The sequence below is a fragment of the Salmonella sp. 5800 genome (genome assembly GCF_046558195.1).
Classification (GTDB): Bacteria; Pseudomonadota; Gammaproteobacteria; order Enterobacterales; family Enterobacteriaceae; genus Salmonella; species Salmonella enterica.
Genome location: NZ_JBGDOX010000006.1, coordinates 23,365 through 42,215 on the forward strand (window position 1 = coordinate 23,365; position 18,851 = coordinate 42,215).

Sequence of the window (18,851 nt, forward strand, 5' to 3'; positions counted from 1 at the left end):
TAATATGAGCCACGTACTGCTCAGGCCCGAAAAGGAACCCAATCACTATGCGCTGTAAAACGCTGACTGCTGCCGCAGCAGTACTCCTGATGTTGACCGCAGGCTGTTCCACTCTGGAGCGAGTGGTTTACCGACCTGACATCAATCAGGGGAACTATCTTACACCTACGGATGTCGCCAAAGTGCGTGTTGGTATGACGCAACAACAGGTTGCGTATGCTTTAGGCACGCCGATGATGACCGATCCTTTTGGTACGAACACCTGGTTTTATGTCTTCCGCCAGCAGCCAGGACATGAGAACGTGACGCAGCAGACTCTGACGCTCACCTTTAACAGCAGCGGCGTGTTAACCAATATTGATAACAAACCGGCGTTGACGAAGTAATTTTGTGATACCGCCTGATGAGGTTACGTTCATCAGGCCTGCAAACCTCTCCCCCGCCATTTGGTACGAATTTGCCTGATGGCGCTACGTTTATCTGGCTTACAGGCACGCCTGTGCTTCAGGTGTGGTACGGCTTTCACACCGTTATCCGGCAAAAGAGGCTAATTATCTGCCAGCCGATTTTTCGGCGCGCTGGCGGCGTAACGCTTTTGGATCGGCGATTAAGGGACGGTAAATTTCAACCCGATCGCCATCCTGCACCGTATCGGTGAGTTTTACCGGACGACTATAGATACCCACTTTATTTTTCGCCAGATCGATATCCGTGCGCAATTCCAGCAAGCCGGAAGCGCGAATCGCCTCTTCGACCGTCGCGCCCTCCTCCAGCGTTACGCGCTGCAAATACTGCTTTTCCGGCAGCGCATAAGCCACTTCAACCACAAGTTTATCCGGCACGGTAAACCTCTTTGGCGCGAACCGTAAACGCCTGCACCATGTTGGACGCTAACTCTTTGAATATACGACCAAACGCCAGCTCAATGAGTTTATTGGTAAACTCAAAATCAAGCTGAAACTCAATGCGGCACGCCTCGGGGCTGAGCGGGGTAAATTTCCAGCCGCCGATCAGCTTTTTAAAGGGGCCATCCACCAGATGCATCAGAATGCTCTGGTTACGCGTTAGCTGATTACGCGTCGTAAACGTCTTGCTGATACCCGCCTTCGACACGTCAACAGCCGCCGTCATCTGTGCTGGCGATGACTCCAGGACGCGACTACCAACACACCCAGGCAAAAACTGGGGATACGATTGCACGTCATTCACTAACTGATACATCTGTTCCGCACTGTAGGGGACTAAAGCAGTCCGACTAATCTGAGGCATAGCAATTCCCATCAACATAAATCGTGTAAATAATACCACTTATCAGCGAGTAAAAAAAATGCTGTCCCCAACCGTCATGCCTTAATTGTGCGTGCATAGCCCAACTCATGCTAAGATAGATTTTTGCACCTCATCAGGACGTAATGGGGTGTTTTCGATATCAGATTACCTATGAATTCACGACACTTATGACGAAGAAAAAAGCACATAAACCGGGCTCAGCCACCATCGCGCTGAATAAGCGCGCCCGGCACGAATACTTTATCGAAGAAGAGTTCGAGGCTGGTCTCGCCCTGCAAGGCTGGGAAGTAAAATCTCTGCGCGCAGGAAAAGCCAATATCGGCGACAGTTACGTTATCCTCAAAGATGGCGAGGCCTGGCTGTTTGGTGCAAACTTTACGCCGATGGCGGTCGCCTCGACACATGTTGTATGCGACCCAACCCGAACCCGCAAACTGTTGTTAAATCAGCGTGAGCTTGATTCGCTGTATGGCCGTATTAATCGTGAAGGTTATACTGTCGTCGCGCTTTCTCTGTACTGGAAAAATGCCTGGTGCAAAGTGAAGATCGGCGTGGCGAAAGGTAAAAAACAACATGATAAACGTTCCGATCTTAAAGAACGTGAGTGGCAACTGGATAAAGCACGCATTATGAAAAATGCAGGCCGATAATAGACATTTTTTGTGACCAGCTTCTCAGTATGAAGCTGGTCAATATTCATATCTCATTCATGCCTTGAAAATATATTCTCTGTGTCTGACGCTTATCAATAGCAATAAATACCACAACAAGAATATATTCTTCGTTTAAAAAATTTTTATAGCCTAATAACACAATACTTCAAATGATTTTTATAAAATTTAATATTGCTGAATACCTTCACAAAAGGTATTGTTTTTATGTTAAAAAAGAAAAAGAAGAAGAAATTAAAATTCATTATAAAACATAAAGATAAATAAAAAATCATCATACGTTGTTAGCCCACCCCACCTCTCCTTAACACAAACTCCGTTATATTTCAGACGCACTAACACCTTTATCAATAGATCTTAATTTGCAGAAAGATTTTTTTCTGACTATATCATCTAATACGAAAGCACTAGTCAGGCACAAAAAATAAAGGGTTATTCGGCGAGAAAACCAGACCTTCACCTACGCTCATAAAAAAGAATATGGCTACGGAAATTCATCTCTCATGATGAACGGGAAGGCTCGTCTACGCATTTTGCCCTGAACGTCGTGCCCGTTAATTAATACACAGAGCAAATCCATCAGGAGCTAATTTATGCGTCTACTCGCCGTGGTTTCGAAATTGACTGGCGTCTCCACCACTGTGGAATCCTCAGCGGTCACTCTTAACGCCCCGTCAATTGTTAAATTATCAGTGGCCCGGGAGGAAATTAGTCAACTTACGCGCATTAATCAGGATCTGGTGGTGACGCTCCATTCCGGCGAAACGATCACGATTAAAAACTTTTACGTTACCAACGATCTGGGCGCAAGCCAGCTGGTACTGGCGGAAAACGATGGCACGTTATGGTGGGTAGAAAATCCGCAAGCCGGGCTACATTTTGAACAAATCGCTGATATTAATGAGCTGCTGGTCACTTCCGGCGCTTCCCATGAAGCAGGCGGCGCCGTTTGGCCGTGGGTACTGGCTGGCGCGGTGGCGGCTGGCGGCATTGCCGCTATCGCGTCTTCCGGCGGCGGCGATTCCCACCATCATTCGGATGGCGATAATCCGCCCCCCGATAACACCAATCCTGACGGTAATCCCCCTGATAACAGCAATCCCGGCGGCAGTAACCCTAACGGCAATACTCCAGGTAGCAGTAATCCTGTAGATACTACCCCGCCTCTCGCTCCCGGCAAGTTGTTGATTTCAGGGGACGGAAAAACGGTGAGCGGCGAGGCCGAAGCGGGCAGTACCATTACCATCAAAGATCCTTCAGGTAACGTCGTTGGCGAGGGCAAAGCGGATAGCGACGGTAAATTTAGTATTGATCTAACAGCGCCACAGATTAGCGGCGAACAACTTACCGTGACCGCTACTGACGATGCCGGCAATACCGGCCCATCCGCAACCATTGATGCGCCCAACATTCCTCTCCCCGATACACCAGCTATCACCGCCGCTATCGATGATGCCGCTCCCCTCACCGGCACGCTGAGCAATAATCAGTTTACGAACGACAATGCCCCCACGCTGGAGGGAACCGGCAGCGCAGGCACAGTCATCCATATTTACGCCAATGGTCAGGAAATAGGCTCCACAACGGTTGATAGCAGCGGAAGCTGGCGTTTTGCCATTACCAGCGCGCTAGCGGATGGGGAAAATCATTTCACCGCCATTGCGACTAACGTTAAAGGCGAAAGTAGCGAATCAGCCCGCTTTACGCTGACTATCGACACACTCAGCCCCGATGCCCCACGCGTTGAACTGATTGCCGATAACACCGGTTTGCTCACCGGGCCGCTACAGAATAATGACCGGACTGACGAGGCAAAACCGCTATTTTCCGGGCAGGGAGAGGCAGGCAATACCATCACGATTAAAGAGGGTTCAACCGTTATCGGCAGCGCTACCGTAGACGAAAATGGACGCTGGACCTTTACCCCGACTACGCCGTTAAGCGATGGCGAACATACCTTTACCGTCGAACAAAGCGACAAAGCCGGAAACACGAGCCGCGTGACGACAACGCCTACTATCATTGTGGACACCACGCCGCCTGACGCCGCTATCATTGATAATGTCGCGCAAGACGGCACAACCGTTAGCGGTACCGCTGAAGCTGGCAGTACCGTGTCGATCTATGACCCGGCGGGAAATTACCTGGGCTCCACGATTACCGGAGAAAATAACCACTTCAGCATCACGCTGAATCCGGCCCAGACCCACGGCGAGCGTCTGGAAGCGCGTATTCAGGACGCCGTCGGTAACATCGGCCCCACCACGGAATTTACCGCTTCTGATTCACAGTATCCTGCCCAGCCGACTATCCTTACCGTGACGGATGACGCTGGCGCCGTTACCGGGCTACTGAAAAATGGCGATGCCACAGATGATAACCGCCCAACCCTCAGCGGTACTGCTGAACCAGGCAGTACGATATCGATTAACGATAATGGCTTTCCTGTACTGACCTTTCCGCCCATTGTCGCTGACGCTGACGGCAAATGGAGCTTTACCCCCTCGCTGGCACTTGCCGATGGCGACCATGTCTTTACCGCTACCGCGACCAACGATCGCGGCACCAGCGGGCAGTCCGTCTCCTTTACCATTGATATCGACACGCAGCCACCGGTGCTGGAAGGCCTGGCGGTTAGCGACGTCGGCGACAGACTTACCGGCACTACGGAAGCTGGCAGTACTGTGGTTATCAAAGACAGCCAGGGAAATACGCTCGGTAGTGGAACGGCAGGCGACGACGGTACCTTCTCAATAGGTATTAGCCCGGCGAAAATTAACGGCGAAACATTAAGCATTAGCGTTACCGATAAAGCCGCGAATAGCGGTCCGGTAGAAACGCTGAACGCGCCGGATAAAACTGCGCCTGCGGCACCGGACGGTCTTATCGTGGCGACCGACGGTCTGTCCGTAAGCGGTCAGGCGGAAGCCGGGGCAACGGTCACTATCCGCGACAGTAGCAACACCGTACTTGGCAGCGCCGTCGCTAACGGCAACGGACAATTTATCGTTCCGCTGAATACGGCGCAGACTAACGGCCAGGCGCTTATCGCTACCGCCACCGATGTCGCGAAAAACGAAAGCGCCGCCGCGACGGTTATCGCGCCGGACAGTACCGCGCCGGAAATGCCGAAAAACGTGGTAATTAGTGAGGATGGCACCAGTATCAGCGGCACCGCCGAACCGGGTAGCGCCATCACGATCGCCACGCCGGACGGCAAGCCGCTTAGCAGCGGCAAAGCAGATGGCGAAGGTCATTTTACCCTTCCCCTCGTCCCCGCACAGACCAACGGCGAACAGGTTACCGTCACCGCCACCGACAGCGCCAACAACGTCAGCCCGCCAACCACAGCGCAAGCGCCCGATATCACCGCCCCGGATAAGCCCATTATCACTCAGGTGCTGGACGATGTTGAAAGCTTCACCGGGCCGCTGGTTAACGGACAAACCACCAACGACAACCATCCCACCCTTAGCGGTACGGCGGAGGCCGGCGCGCGTGTCGAAGTCTTTGATAACGGCGTTTCACTGGGACTCGCCACTCTACAGCCCAACGGTGCCTGGACGTTTACGCCGTCGCAAAATTTAGGTGAAGGCGCGCATCGACTGACCGTAATCGCAACCGACGCTAAAGGCAATGCAAGTCCGGCCGCGTCATTCGACCTGGTGGTCGATACGCAATCGCCGCAGCAACCGGTAATCACCTTCATTACAGATGATGCGCCAGGTATTCTCGGTAGCGTCGCGCATCTGGGGCTCACTAACGACAGCACGCCAACGATTAACGGTACAGGTGAACCGGGTTCCACAGTACACCTGTATCAGAATGGCGCCCGGATAGCAGATATTATCGTCGGTAATTCCGGCGTCTGGAGCTACGCCTACACCACGGCCTCGCCACTGGCGGACGACACCTACACCTTTACCGTGACGGCCAGCGACAGTAACGGCAACACCACGCCTTTTTCGACCGATTTTACGATTACCATTGATACCCAGGCCCCTGCCGCCCCCGGCGTTATCGGCGTAGCTGACGGCGACGGAAATACGATTGATACCAATCAGATTACCCAGGAATCCCAGCCCCGGTTGAGCGGTAGCGGCACCGCAGGCGACATAATCATCCTTTACGATAACGGCAATGCCATAGGTCAGGCGCTGGTCGGCACGGACGGGCGCTGGCAGTTTACGCCGCCTGCCGCGCTGGGCGACGGCGACCACCTTCTGACCGCTCGCGCCAACGATCCGGCGGGGAACGAAAGTCCCGAATCCATCAGCTTTACCCTACGCATCGATACCCAGGCGCCGGATGCGCCGCAGATCGTGTCAGCCGCCATCACAGGTGGAGAAGGCGAGGTGCTACTGGCAAACGGCAGTATTACCAATCAGCGTATGCCGACCCTCAGCGGCACCGGCGAACCCGGCGCCATCATCACCCTGTACAATAACGGCGTAGAACTGGCTACCGTCCAGGTCAATCCACAGGGTAGCTGGACCTATCCGCTAACCCGTAATCTGAGCGAAGGGTTAAACATCCTGACGGCCACCGCCACGGATGCCGCAGGCAATAGTAGCCCCACCTCCAGCGTTTTCTCCGTTACCCTTGATACCCAGCCTCCAGCGCAGCCTGACGCGCCGCTAATCAGCGATAACGTCGCACCGGTTATCGGCAACATCGGCAATAATGGCGCAACGAACGATACCACGCCGACCTTCAGCGGCACGGGAGAGATCGGCAGCACGATTATTCTCTACAATAATGGCAGTGAAATTGGTCGCACAACGGTAGGCGATAACGGTAGCTGGAACTTTACGCCTGCGGCACTTACGCCAGAAACCTATACCATTACCGTCACGGAAACCGATATAGCGGGCAATATCAGTCCACCTTCCGCCTCAGTCACTTTTACGCTAGACACCACTGCGCCCGCCAATCCAGTTATCACTTTTGCAGAAGATAACGTCGGCGAAGTCCAGGATACTATTGTCAGCGGCGCAACCACTGACGACAATACGCCGGTCATTCACGGCACTGGCGACATCGGCAGCATTATTACGCTCTATAACGGCAGCAGCGTTTTAGGCGTAGTCACCGTCGATGAGACCGGCACCTGGACGCTAGCGGTGACCAGCGCGTTGCCGGATGGCGTCTACACCCTGACCGCCATTGCCGCCGATGCCGCCGGAAACAGCAGCGGCGTATCGAGCAGCTTTACCTTCACCGTCGACACCGTTCCGTTGCAGCCGCCCGTCGTCAATGAAATCCTTGACGATGTTGCGCCAGTGACCGGGCCATTAACCGATGGCGCCTTTACTAACGATCGGACGCTGACTATCAACGGCAGCGGCGAAAACGGCAGCACCGTCACGATTTACGACAATGGCGTGGCAATCGGGACGGCGCTCGTCACCGACGGAACCTGGACATTCAATACGCCCGAATTATCAGAAGCCAGCCATGCGCTAACCTTCAGCGCGACTGACGACGCTGGAAATACCACGGCGCAAACCCAACCGATCACCATTACCGTGGATATCACCGCCCCGCCCGCGCCAACAGTCCAGACAGTGGACGACGATGGCACGCGCGTCGCCGGACTTGCCGATCCTTACGCTACCGTTGAAATTCACCATGCCGATGGCACCCTGGTCGGCAGCGCTGTCGCTAATGGCACCGGTGAATTCGTCGTTACGCTCAGTCCGGCGCAAACCGATGGCGGTACGCTGACGGCAATTACTATCGATCGCGCGGGGAATAACGGCCCGGCTACGAATTTTCCCGCTTCCGACAGCGGTCTGCCCGCCGTCCCGGCCATCACGGCGATTGAAGATAATGTCGGGAGCGTACAGGGGAATATTGCGGCGGGCGGCGCCACGGACGACACCACGCCGACACTGCGCGGCACCACGGATATCGGCTCTACCGTTGAAGTTTTCATTGATGGCGATTCGGCAGGCTTTGCCACCGTTGACGCCAGAGGGAACTGGATCTTTGAGATCAAGACGCCATTAAGCGAAAGCACACATTACTTCACCGTCCAGGCAACCAATGCGAATGGCCCGGGCGGCCTGTCCGCACCGGTCGGGATCACTGTCGATCTTAGCGCGCCGGCGCAACCGGTTATTACCAGCGCAACGGATGATGTCCCCGGCATGACCGGTACGCTGGATAACGGCGCGCTCACCAATGATTCACGCCCGACGCTCAACGGAACGGGAGAAGCAGGCGCCACGATCCGCATTCTGGATAACGGCGTAGAAATCGGTTCCGCTACGGTAGATCAAAGCGGCAACTGGCGCTTCACCCCGAACGCGCCGCTGGAGAGCATCGCACATATCTTTACCGCCGTGGCGACCGATCCCGCCGGCAATAGCGGCCAGCCTTCGGACGGCTTTACGCTGAGCATTGACGCGCAGGCGCCAGATGTGCCAGTTATCACGTCCGTGATTGACGATAACAATCAACCGACCGTTCCGGTGTTACCGGGGCAATCCACCGACGATCGGCAGCCAATACTGAACGGAACTGGCGAACCTGGCGCGACAATCACCATTTTTGATAACGGTACGCCGCTTGGCACAGCTCAGGTAGGCGAAAACGGTAGCTGGACCTTCCCGGTGCCCCGCAATTTGTCAGAGGGAAGCCATAATCTGACGGTTAGCGCTACCGATCCGGCGGGCAATACCAGCGCGGTCTCCGCGCCGTGGACGATCGTGGTCGATATTACGCCTCCGGCGATCCCGGTTCTCACCTCCGTCGTGGATGACCAGCCCGGTATTACCGGCAACCTGGTAAGCGGGCAGCTAACGAACGATGCGACGCCCACCCTGAACGGGCGCGGAGAGGCAGGCGCGACGATTAATGTCTATCTTGACGGTAATCCCGCGTCCATCGGTACCACGACGGTGAATAGCGACGGCACGTGGAGTTTCACGCCGCAGACGCCGCTTGCAAACGGTAGCCACACGTTCACCCTTAGCGCCACCGATCCGGCGGGTAATAGCAGCGCGGTGTCCAGCGGATTTGTGCTGACGATTGACGCCACACCGCCCGCCGCGCCGGTTATCGCCAGCGTGGCAGACAATACGGCGCCGGTAACGGGCATCGTCCCCAACGGCGGCTCGACGAACGAAACCCGACCAACACTTTCGGGTACCGGTGAGGCGGGTACAACCATCTCGATTTATAATGGCAGCGCGCTGGTCGGCACGGCGCAAGTTCAGGCCAACGGTAGCTGGAGCTTTACGCCGTCTACCTCGCTGGGCGCGGGCGTCTGGAACCTGACGGCGACAGCAACCGATGCGGCAGGCAATACCAGCGCCGCGTCCGAAATACGCTCGTTTACTATTGATACCACGGCTCCCGCCGCGCCTGTTATTGATACGGTCTACGACGGTACGGGCCCCATTACCGGCAATCTGAGTTCAGGGCAGATCACAGACGAGGCGCGCCCTGTCATTAGCGGCACCCGTGAAGCCAACACAACTATTCGTCTCTACGATAACGGCACGCTGCTGGCTGAAATTCCCGCCGACAATAGCAGTAGCTGGCGCTACACGCCCGATGCCTCGCTGGCGACGGGCAACCATGTAATTACCGTCATTGCCGTTGATGCCGCAGGCAACGCCAGTCCCGTTTCAGACAGCGTTAATTTCGTCGTCGATACCACGCCGCCGCTGACGCCGGTAATCACATCAGTCAGTGACGATCAGGCGCCAGGCCTCGGCACGATCGCGAACGGCCAAAATACCAACGATCCTACGCCAACCTTCAGCGGCACCGCAGAAGCCGGCGCCACGATTACGCTCTATGAAAATGGTACGGTCATTGGCACGACAACGGCTCAGCCTGACGACGCGTGGAGCGTCGCCACCTCAACGCTGGCAAGCGGAACGCACGTCATCACCGCCGTCGCCACCGATGCCGCAGGAAACAGCAGCCCGAACAGTACGGCTTTCACCCTGACGGTCGATACCACCGCGCCGCAAACGCCAATCCTGACGTCCGTGGTGGATGACGTCGCGGGCGGGGTCACAGGAAATCTCGCTAATGGTCAGATAACCAATGATAACCGCCCCACGCTGAACGGCACTGCCGAAGCGGGCAGCGTGATCAGTATCTATGATGGCAACACTCTGCTTGGCGTCACCTCGGCTAACGCGGGCGGCGCGTGGAGCTTCACGCCAACGACAGGGTTAAACGACGGCACGCGCACATTAACAGTGACCGCCACCGACCCGGCAGGCAACGTTAGCCCGGCCACCAGCGGTTTTACTATCGTGGTCGATACCCTTGCGCCAACGGTTCCGCTTATAACCAGCATCGTTGATGATGTCCCGAACAATACCGGCGCCATTGGCAATGGACAATCGACCAACGACACACAGCCGACGCTCAACGGTACCGCGGAAGCCAACAGCGCGGTAAGCATCTTCGATAATGGCGCGCTGGTCGCGACCGTGAACGCCAATGCCAGCGGCAACTGGAGCTGGACGCCAACCGCCGCGCTCAGCCAGGGAAGTCACGCTTATAGCGTTAGCGCCGCCGATGCGGCTGGCAACGTTAGCGCCGCTTCGCCATCGACAACGATTCTCGTGGATACCATTGCGCCCGGCGCGCCCGGCAACCTGGTCATCAATGCTACCGGTAATCGCGTGACGGGCACCGCGGAAGCAGGCAGTACAGTGACGATTACCTCTGAGACTGGTGTGGTACTGGGAACCGCCACCGCCGACGGTACAGGTAGCTTCACCGCCACACTCACGCCCGCGCAGACCAATGGTCAGCCGCTACTGGCATTTGCCCAGGATAAAGCAGGCAACACTGGCATTGCCGCCGGATTTACCGCGCCCGATACGCGCGTGCCGGAGGCACCGATCATCACCAACGTAGTGGATGATGTGGGTATTTATACCGGCGCTATCGCCAACGGTCAGGTCACTAATGACGCACAACCCACATTGAATGGTACCGCTCAGGCGGGCGCCACGGTGAGCATTTATAACAACGGGGCGCTGCTCGGCACCACCACGGCGAACGCCAGCGGAAACTGGAGCTTTACCCCGACAGGTAATTTGACCGAAGGCAGCCACGCCTTCACCGCCACCGCGACTAACGCCAACGGAACAGGCAGCGTCTCCAGCGCCGCGACAGTGATTGTCGATACGCTGGCGCCCGGTACGCCGTCAGGTACGCTCAGCGCCGATGGCGGTTCACTTTCCGGACAGGCAGAGGCAAACAGCACCGTAACCGTCACGCTGGCGGGCGGCGTGACGCTCACCACCACCGCCGGCAGCAACGGCGCATGGTCTCTCACCTTGCCGACAAAACAAATTGAAGGTCAGCTCATTAACGTGACGGCCACTGACGCTGCGGGTAATGCCTCCGGCGCGTTAGGCATTACCGCGCCGGTTCTGCCGCTGGCGGCAAGGGATAACATCACCAGTCTTGATCTGACTTCGACCGCCGTCACCAGCACGCAAAACTATTCGGATTACGGCCTGCTGCTGGTTGGCGCGCTTGGCAATGTCGCCTCGGTTTTGGGTAACGATACCGCTCAGGTTGAGTTCACCATTGCTGAAGGTGGTACGGGCGACGTCACCATCGATGCCGCCGCAACGGGAATCGTGCTTTCGCTGCTCAGTACTCAGGAGATTGTGGTACAGCGCTACGACACCAGCCTCGGCGCCTGGACGACGATTGTCAACACCGCCGTTGGCGACTTCGCGAATTTGCTTACCCTGACCGGGAGCGGCGTTACCCTGAACCTGAGCGGCCTGGGCGAAGGCCAGTACCGGGTACTCACTTATAACACCAGTCTGCTCGCTACCGGGTCATATACCAGCCTGGATGTCGATGTACACCAGACCAGCGCAGGTATTATTAGCGGGCCAACCATCAGTACCGGCAACGTCATGGCTGATGATACCGCGCCGACGGGCACCACGGTCACCGCCATCACCAACGCCAACGGTGTCAGTACGCCGGTCGGCGCGGGCGGCGTGGATATCCAGGGACAATACGGCACGCTGCACATTAATCAGGATGGCAGTTACACCTACACGCTGACTAACCCCACGGCGGGATACGGACATAAAGAGAGCTTCACCTACACCATTACCCAGAATGGCGTCGGTAGCAGCGCCGCGCAACTGGTTATCAATCTGGGTCCCGCGCCTGTACCGGGCAGCGTGATAGCGACAGACAATAACGCCTCTCTGGTCTTTGATACTCACGTTAGCTACGTCAACAACGGTCCCTCGACACAAAGCGGCGTCACGGTATTAAGCGTCGGACTTGGTAATGTACTGAACGCGAATCTGCTTGATGATATGACTAATCCGATCATCTTTAACGTTGAAGAAGGCGCTACGCGAACCATGACGTTACAGGGAACCGTCGGCGGCGTCTCACTGGTTTCCACGTTCGATCTGTACGTTTATCGCTTCAACGATGCCATTCAGCAATATGAGCAGTTCCGGGTGCAAAAGGGCTGGATTAACACCCTGCTGTTAGCCGGACAGTCCCAGCCGCTGACCCTGACGTTGCCTGGCGGCGAATACCTGTTCGTGCTGAATACCGCCAGCGGCATTAGCGTCCTCACTGGCTATACGCTGGCGATTTCCCAGGACCACACCTATGCCGTTGACAGTATCACCGCCAACACCACCGGCAACGTACTGACCAATGATGTCGCCCCTACGGGCGCCCTCCTCACTGAAGTAAACGGCGTGGCGATTGCGGCGACCGGCACGACGGAGGTAAACGGGCTGTATGGCTCGCTCATCATTGACGCAAGAGGCAACTATACCTACACGCTGAAGAATGGCGTCGGCGCCGACAGCATTAAAACGCCGGACAGCTTTATCTATACGGTCAAAGCGCCAAACGGCGATACCGATACGGCCTCGCTCAATATCACGCCAACCGCCAGGGCGCTGGATGCGATTAATGATGTCAGCGATACCCTTAGCGTCGCCACGCTTCAGGATACCTCTGCCTGGCTGGACTCCAGCGTCGGCAGCGCCAGTTGGGGGCTACTCGGCAAATCGGGCAGCGGGAGCGGCACCTTTGACGTTGCAACGGGCACCGTACTTAAAGGCGCGTCACTGGTCTTTGATGTCTCCACGCTCATTACGCTGGGCAATCTGAATATTAGCTGGGCCATTCAGGAGAACGGGACCGTCATACGCAACGGAACCGTTCCGGTGGCGAATATCACGCTGGGCAGCGCGACGGTGACCGTCAACCTGAGCGGCCTGGAGCTGGATGCCGGAACGTACACGCTTAACTTTACCGGCACCAATACCCTGGCCGGGGCGGCGACGATCACGCCACGCGTCATCGGCACCACCGTCGATCTGGATAATTTTGAAACGTCCGGAACGCATACCGTTCTCGGCAATATTTTTGACGGCAGCGATGCGGCGGGGGCGATGGATCAGCTTAATACGGTGAATACCCGCCTGAGCATTAGCGGGTATAACGGCAGCGCCGCCACGCTGGACGCCGCGGCGAATACCACCAGCGCCACGATTCAGGGACATTACGGCACATTGCAAATTAACCTTGATGGCGCTTACACCTACACCCTGAATAATGGCGTCGCGATGTCGTCCATCACCAGTAAAGAGGTCTTTACCTATCAACTGGATGACAAGATGGGTCATACGGATAGCGCCACATTGACCATTGATATGGCGCCACAAATCGTCAGTACCAACCAAAACGATGTTCTCATCGGCTCCGCCTATGGCGATACGCTGATTTACCACCTGTTAAACGGCGCGGACGCGACCGGCGGCAACGGCGCCGATCGCTGGCAAAACTTCTCTACCGCGCAGGGCGACAAGATCGATATCCACGAACTGCTGACGGGATGGGATCACCAGGCGGCGACGCTGGGTAACTTTATTCAGGTTCATACCAGCGGCGCCAATACGGTGATATCCGTCGATCGCGACGGCGCCGGCAGTGCGTTTAAATCCACTGACCTTGTCACTCTGGAGAATGTGCAGCTCACGCTAAATGATCTGTTGCAGAACAACCACCTGATAACCGGCGGTTGATAAAAAAGCCCCGAACGCCACGACGTTCGGGGCAACAAGCGGTGATATTTAAAAGGGATAAACTATGGGAAGAGTCGCGCCTGTCGCCATCGTACTGGCATTTGCTTTGTTTCATCACCAGCCCCGGGGCGCAGAAGCGCCGCCAATGATTACATCCGAAGGATTAGCAACGGACCAGATGCTTCCTTCGCTGGATGGCTCCGCCGCTGAGTTGCCGCTCAGCGCCGCCGCGCCGGGCAACCTGACGCTCAATGACGCGGTCAATCGCGCCGTTAACTGGCATCCTTCTATTCGCGAAGCCGTCGGCAAACTGCTCGCACAGAATGAACAAATAGAGGTCGCCAAATCGAAATATTATCCGCAAGTCAGCGCTGGCGTGAACAATGGGTACAGCAATACCTACACCGATCACGGGTATAGCCCCTCGCTGGTGCTGTCGGTATCGCAAATGCTTTATGACTTCGGCAAAGTGGCAAGCCAGGTTCGCGCCGAAACCGCAGGCGCAGCGCAGCAACAGGCCAATGTGTTGCTCAGTATTGATACCGTCGCGCACGAAACCGCCAACGCTATTGTACAAACGCAGAGCTGGCAGCAAATGGTAGACGCGGCGGAAGAACAGCTCGTCGCGCTGGACAGCATCGGTAAACTTATCCGGCAGCGCAGCGATGAAGGCGCTACGTCGCTCTCTGACGTAGTGCAAACCGAAGCCAGAATCGAATCCGCCCGCTCGCAACTGGCGCAGTATCAGGCCAATCTCGATAGTGCGAAAGCCTCACTGATGAGCTGGCTGGGCTGGAATTCGCTTAACGGCATCAATAATGACTTCCCGGCGAAACTTGCTCGCAGCTGTGAGACGGCGACTCCCGACGATCGACTGGTGCCCGCGGTACTGGCCGCCTGGGCGCAGGCCAACGTTGCGCGGGCGAATCTGGACTATGCCAGCGCGCAAATGACGCCGACGATTTCGCTCGAACCTTCTGTACAACATTATCTTAATGATAAATATCCCAGTCATGAAGTGCTGGATAAAACCCAGTATTCCACCTGGGTAAAAGTTGAGATGCCGCTTTATCAGGGCGGAGGGCTGACTGCCCGACGCAACGCCGCCAGCCATGCGGTAGACGCGGCTCAGTCGACCATTCAGCGCACCCGGCTTGATGTCCGCCAGAAACTGATGGAGGCGCGCAGCCAGGCAATGAGTCTTGCCAGCGCGTTACAAATCCTTCGTCGGCAACAGCAGCTTAGCGAACGCACGCGCGAACTGTATCAGCAACAATACCTTGACCTCGGTTCCCGACCGCTGCTCGACGTACTTAATGCGGAGCAGGAAGTTTACCAGGCGCGTTTTGCCGAACTGCAAACGGAAAGCCAGTTGCATCAGTTGCAACTGAACTGTCTGTATAACACCGGCGCGCTTCGTCAGGCGTTCGCGTTAAATCATCGCAGCATTCAATCCGTGGAGATCCAGCCATGACCCGCGCCGCCCCCGATGTAGAAGAGGTACTCAGTGAGCGTGCGCTAAGCCAATGGGCGCAGGCCATCAGCTATGTCGCCGGTCATTATCGCGTTGCCTGTTCTCCCGGTTCAATTCAGGCCAACGCCCCGTGGCTTAGGGGTAAAAGCAGAACGACCGCCTTAACGCAGCTCGCGCGGCAGGCGGGTTTATCCTTTCATGCGCCGGACATAGACAAAACGGCATTTAGTCAGTGGCGATTGCCGTTAGTTGTCGAGCTCCGGGACGGGCAGTTATTGGTCATCGAGCATGTTAATGGCGAAGATGCGGCAGACGTTTTTGTGATTGAAGAAGAGGGTCAGCGTAACCGCCTGACGCTCAGCGAGTTATTGCCGGAGATCCTCTATGTTGCCGCGCTACGCCCGCTATCGGCACTCAAGGATAGCCGCGTCGATCGCTATATCTCCCGCTTTAAACCCGACTGGATGCGCGAGCTGGTTCTGCAGGATATTCGCCCTTATTTACCGGTAATGGTCGCCGCCTTTCTGATTAACGTGCTGTCGCTGGCCGGGATTGTGTTCTCTATGCAGGTTTACGATCGGGTGATCCCCGCTCAGTCATATCCTACCCTGTACGTGCTCTCCTTCGGCGTGCTGGTAGCGGTGCTGTTCGGTTTTCTGCTGCGCGAAGCGCGTACGCACATTATGGACGTGCTCGGTAAACGCGCCGATATGCGCATTTCCGATCGGGTATTCGGTCATGCGTTAAGGCTGCGCAACAGCGCTATTCCCCGTTCCACCGGCAGTTTTATCTCGCAGTTACGCGAACTGGAGCAGATCCGCGAGATGATTACCTCTTCAACGCTGGCGACCATTGTCGATCTGCCTTTCTTTTTCCTGTTTATGATAGTCCTGGCGATTATTGCCCCACCGCTGGCATGGATAGCGCCCGTGGCGGCTCTGCTGATGATCCTGCCGGGCGTCGCACTGCAAAAAAAACTGGCTGTCCTCGCCAACCAGGCCGCCCACGAAGCGACGCTACGCAATGCAGTCTTGGTCGAAAGCGTTCAGGGGCTGGAAGATATTAAACTGATGCAGGCGGAGAACCGCTTTCTTCAGCAGTGGAATAGCTATATCCGTATTACCGGCGAGTCGGGTCTACGCACCCGCAAACTCACGCAAGGGCTTATCAGTTGGGGGATGTCGGTACAAAGTCTGGTGTATGCCGCAGTGATTATGTTCGGCGCGCCGATGGTTATTGAAGGCAGTATGACTACCGGCGCCGTGGTCGCCGCGTCGATGCTCGGCTCGCGGATGATCGCGCCAATGGCTAACCTGTGCGGCGTGCTGGCGCGCTGGCAGCAGGTGAAAGCGGCGAAGATGGGTCTCGACAACATTATGCAACTGCCCACCGAGACACAGCATGACGATAGCCTGATACACCGCGACATCCTCCACGGGCATTACCTCTTTGAAAACGCTCAGTTTCGTTACCATAACGACGATCAACGCATACCGCTGCGCCTCGTGCGTCTGGAGATCATGCCAGGCGAGCGGATTGCGATACTGGGGCGTAACGGTGCGGGTAAATCCACACTTTTACAGGCGATGGCGGGCGGCCTGGAGATGATTCAGGGAGATGCCCGGCTTGATAATCTCAGCTTGTCGCACATCGATATGGCGGATTTACGCCGCAACATCGGCTTTCTTAGCCAGAACGCGCGGCTTTTCTTCGGCACCCTACGAGAGAACCTGACGCTCGGCGCGCCGCACGCCAACGATGAACAGATTTTTGACGCGCTCGAAGTCAGCGGCGGCGCCGTCTTCGTCAGGCGGCTGGCAAAAGGGTTGGATCATCCCATTATGGAGGGTGGTAACGGCCTGTCCGGTGGGCAGCGTCAGTCCCTGTTGCTGGCGAGAATGCTGCTGCGCTCCCCCAATATTGTGCTACTTGACGAACCCAGCGCCTCGCTGGACGAGCATACGGAACGAGAGTTTATTCAGCGGTTACATCAGTGGCTTGGCAATCGAACCCTGGTCGTCGCGACGCACCGGGTACCAATACTGGAGCTGGTTGAGCGTGTCGTTGTCCTGAAAGAAGGACAACTGGTGATGGATGCGCCAAAAGCGCAGGCGCTTAACGCGGATCGGATGCAAAGTCACCGTCGGGAGTGGAAAAATGAAAATCAATCAGCATGATGCCGCGATGGACGATCCCGATATTCAGCGTGAACGGGCGTTTTCCGGCGCGGGTCGTATTGTTCTGATCAGCTCACTGTTATTTCTCATTCTCGGCATCTGGGCGTGGTTTGGCCGACTGGATGAGGTTTCCACCGGCAACGGGAAAGTGATCCCCAGTTCACGCGAACAGGTTCTGCAGTCGCTGGATGGCGGCATTCTGGCGCAGTTGACGGTGCGGGAAGGCGACAGAGTTCAGGCTAACCAGATTGTCGCCCGGCTTGATCCGACGCGTCTGGCGTCCAATGTGGGTGAAAGTGCGGCAAAATATCGCGCTTCACTCGCCTCCAGCGCACGGTTAACCGCCGAAGTCAGCGACTTACCTCTCGCCTTCCCCGCTGAGCTGAACGGCTGGCCGGATCTGATTGCCGCAGAGACGCGTCTCTATAAAAGCCGCCGCGCGCAGCTGGCCGATACCGAAGCCGAGCTACGGGATGCGCTGGCGTCGGTTAATAAAGAGCTGACCATTACCCAGCGGCTGGAGAAAAGCGGCGCGGCCAGTCATGTTGAAGTGCTACGCCTGCAACGACAAAAAAGCGATTTAGGCTTAAAAATTACCGATCTGCGCTCACAATATTATGTGCAGGCACGCGAAGCGTTATCGAAAGCGAACGCTGAGGTCGATATGCTCTCCGCCATTTTAAAAGGACGCGAGGATTCCGTCACCCGCCTCACCGTGCGTTCGCCGGTACGCGGCATTGTTAAAAATATCCAGGTCACGACGATTGGCGGCGTGATCCCGCCTAACGGCGAGATGATGGAGATAGTGCCGGTAGACGATCGTCTGCTGATTGAAACCCGCCTTTCGCCGCGTGATATCGCCTTTATTCATCCCGGCCAACGCGCATTGGTTAAAATTACTGCTTACGATTACGCCATTTACGGCGGGCTTGACGGCGTGGTGGAGACCATTTCACCGGACACCATTCAGGATAAAGTGAAACCGGAAATTTTCTACTATCGCGTATTTATCCGCACCCACCAAGACTATCTACAAAATAAATCAGGACGCCGTTTTTCGATTGTTCCAGGCATGATCGCCACGGTGGATATCAAAACCGGTGAAAAAACCATTGTCGACTATTTAATCAAACCGTTTAATCGCGCGAAAGAAGCGCTGCGCGAGCGGTAA

At 56.2% G+C, this 18,851-nt stretch carries 8 protein-coding genes; 6 read left to right on the top strand and 2 right to left on the bottom strand.

All coding sequences use genetic code 11. The annotated features are described in order from the left end of the window. Positions 1-47 precede the first annotated feature (47 nt). Entirely contained in the window at positions 48-386 is a 339-nt protein-coding gene (bamE, locus tag ACLJZ5_RS12665) for an outer membrane protein assembly factor BamE (RefSeq protein ID WP_001203445.1), read from the top strand. A gap of 165 nt (positions 387-551) precedes the next feature. On the opposite strand, the gene ACLJZ5_RS12670 is transcribed toward bamE, so the two are convergent. Both ACLJZ5_RS12670 and ACLJZ5_RS12675 read right to left on the bottom strand, forming a co-directional pair. Beyond that, complete coding sequence (locus tag ACLJZ5_RS12670; protein ID WP_001112990.1) at positions 552-842, bottom strand: RnfH family protein; 291 nt, start codon at positions 840-842, stop codon at positions 552-554. After that, positions 832-1,269, bottom strand: coding sequence for a type II toxin-antitoxin system RatA family toxin (locus tag ACLJZ5_RS12675; protein WP_001537508.1), 438 nt, complete (start codon positions 1,267-1,269; stop codon positions 832-834). Before ACLJZ5_RS12675 ends, ACLJZ5_RS12670 begins: the two co-directional genes overlap by 11 nt. Before the next feature lie 188 nt (positions 1,270-1,457). Here ACLJZ5_RS12675 and smpB point away from each other — a divergent pair, with 188 nt between their 5' ends. From smpB to ACLJZ5_RS12700, 5 genes are all read left to right on the top strand, one after another. Continuing rightward, positions 1,458-1,940: an SsrA-binding protein SmpB gene (gene smpB / locus ACLJZ5_RS12680; protein WP_001518569.1), complete on the top strand. Its 483-nt coding sequence runs from the start codon at positions 1,458-1,460 to the stop codon at positions 1,938-1,940. Positions 1,941-2,554: 614 nt separating this feature from the next. Next, positions 2,555-14,029: a biofilm-associated protein BapA gene (bapA, locus tag ACLJZ5_RS12685; protein ID WP_410958945.1), complete on the top strand. Its 11,475-nt coding sequence runs from the start codon at positions 2,555-2,557 to the stop codon at positions 14,027-14,029. Positions 14,030-14,093: 64 nt separating this feature from the next. Continuing rightward, a complete protein-coding gene (locus tag ACLJZ5_RS12690) occupies positions 14,094-15,503 on the top strand; it encodes a TolC family outer membrane protein (protein ID WP_023238312.1) in 1,410 nt (469 codons plus the stop codon). After that, complete coding sequence (locus ACLJZ5_RS12695) at positions 15,500-17,680, top strand: type I secretion system permease/ATPase (protein ID WP_024797836.1); 2,181 nt, start codon at positions 15,500-15,502, stop codon at positions 17,678-17,680. The genes ACLJZ5_RS12690 and ACLJZ5_RS12695 overlap by 4 nt, the downstream gene beginning before the upstream one ends. Positions 17,681-17,687: 7 nt before the next feature. Beyond that, the gene (locus ACLJZ5_RS12700; RefSeq protein ID WP_072103235.1) at positions 17,688-18,851 is read left to right on the top strand and encodes an HlyD family type I secretion periplasmic adaptor subunit; all 1,164 of its coding nucleotides are present in this window, start codon (positions 17,688-17,690) and stop codon (positions 18,849-18,851) included.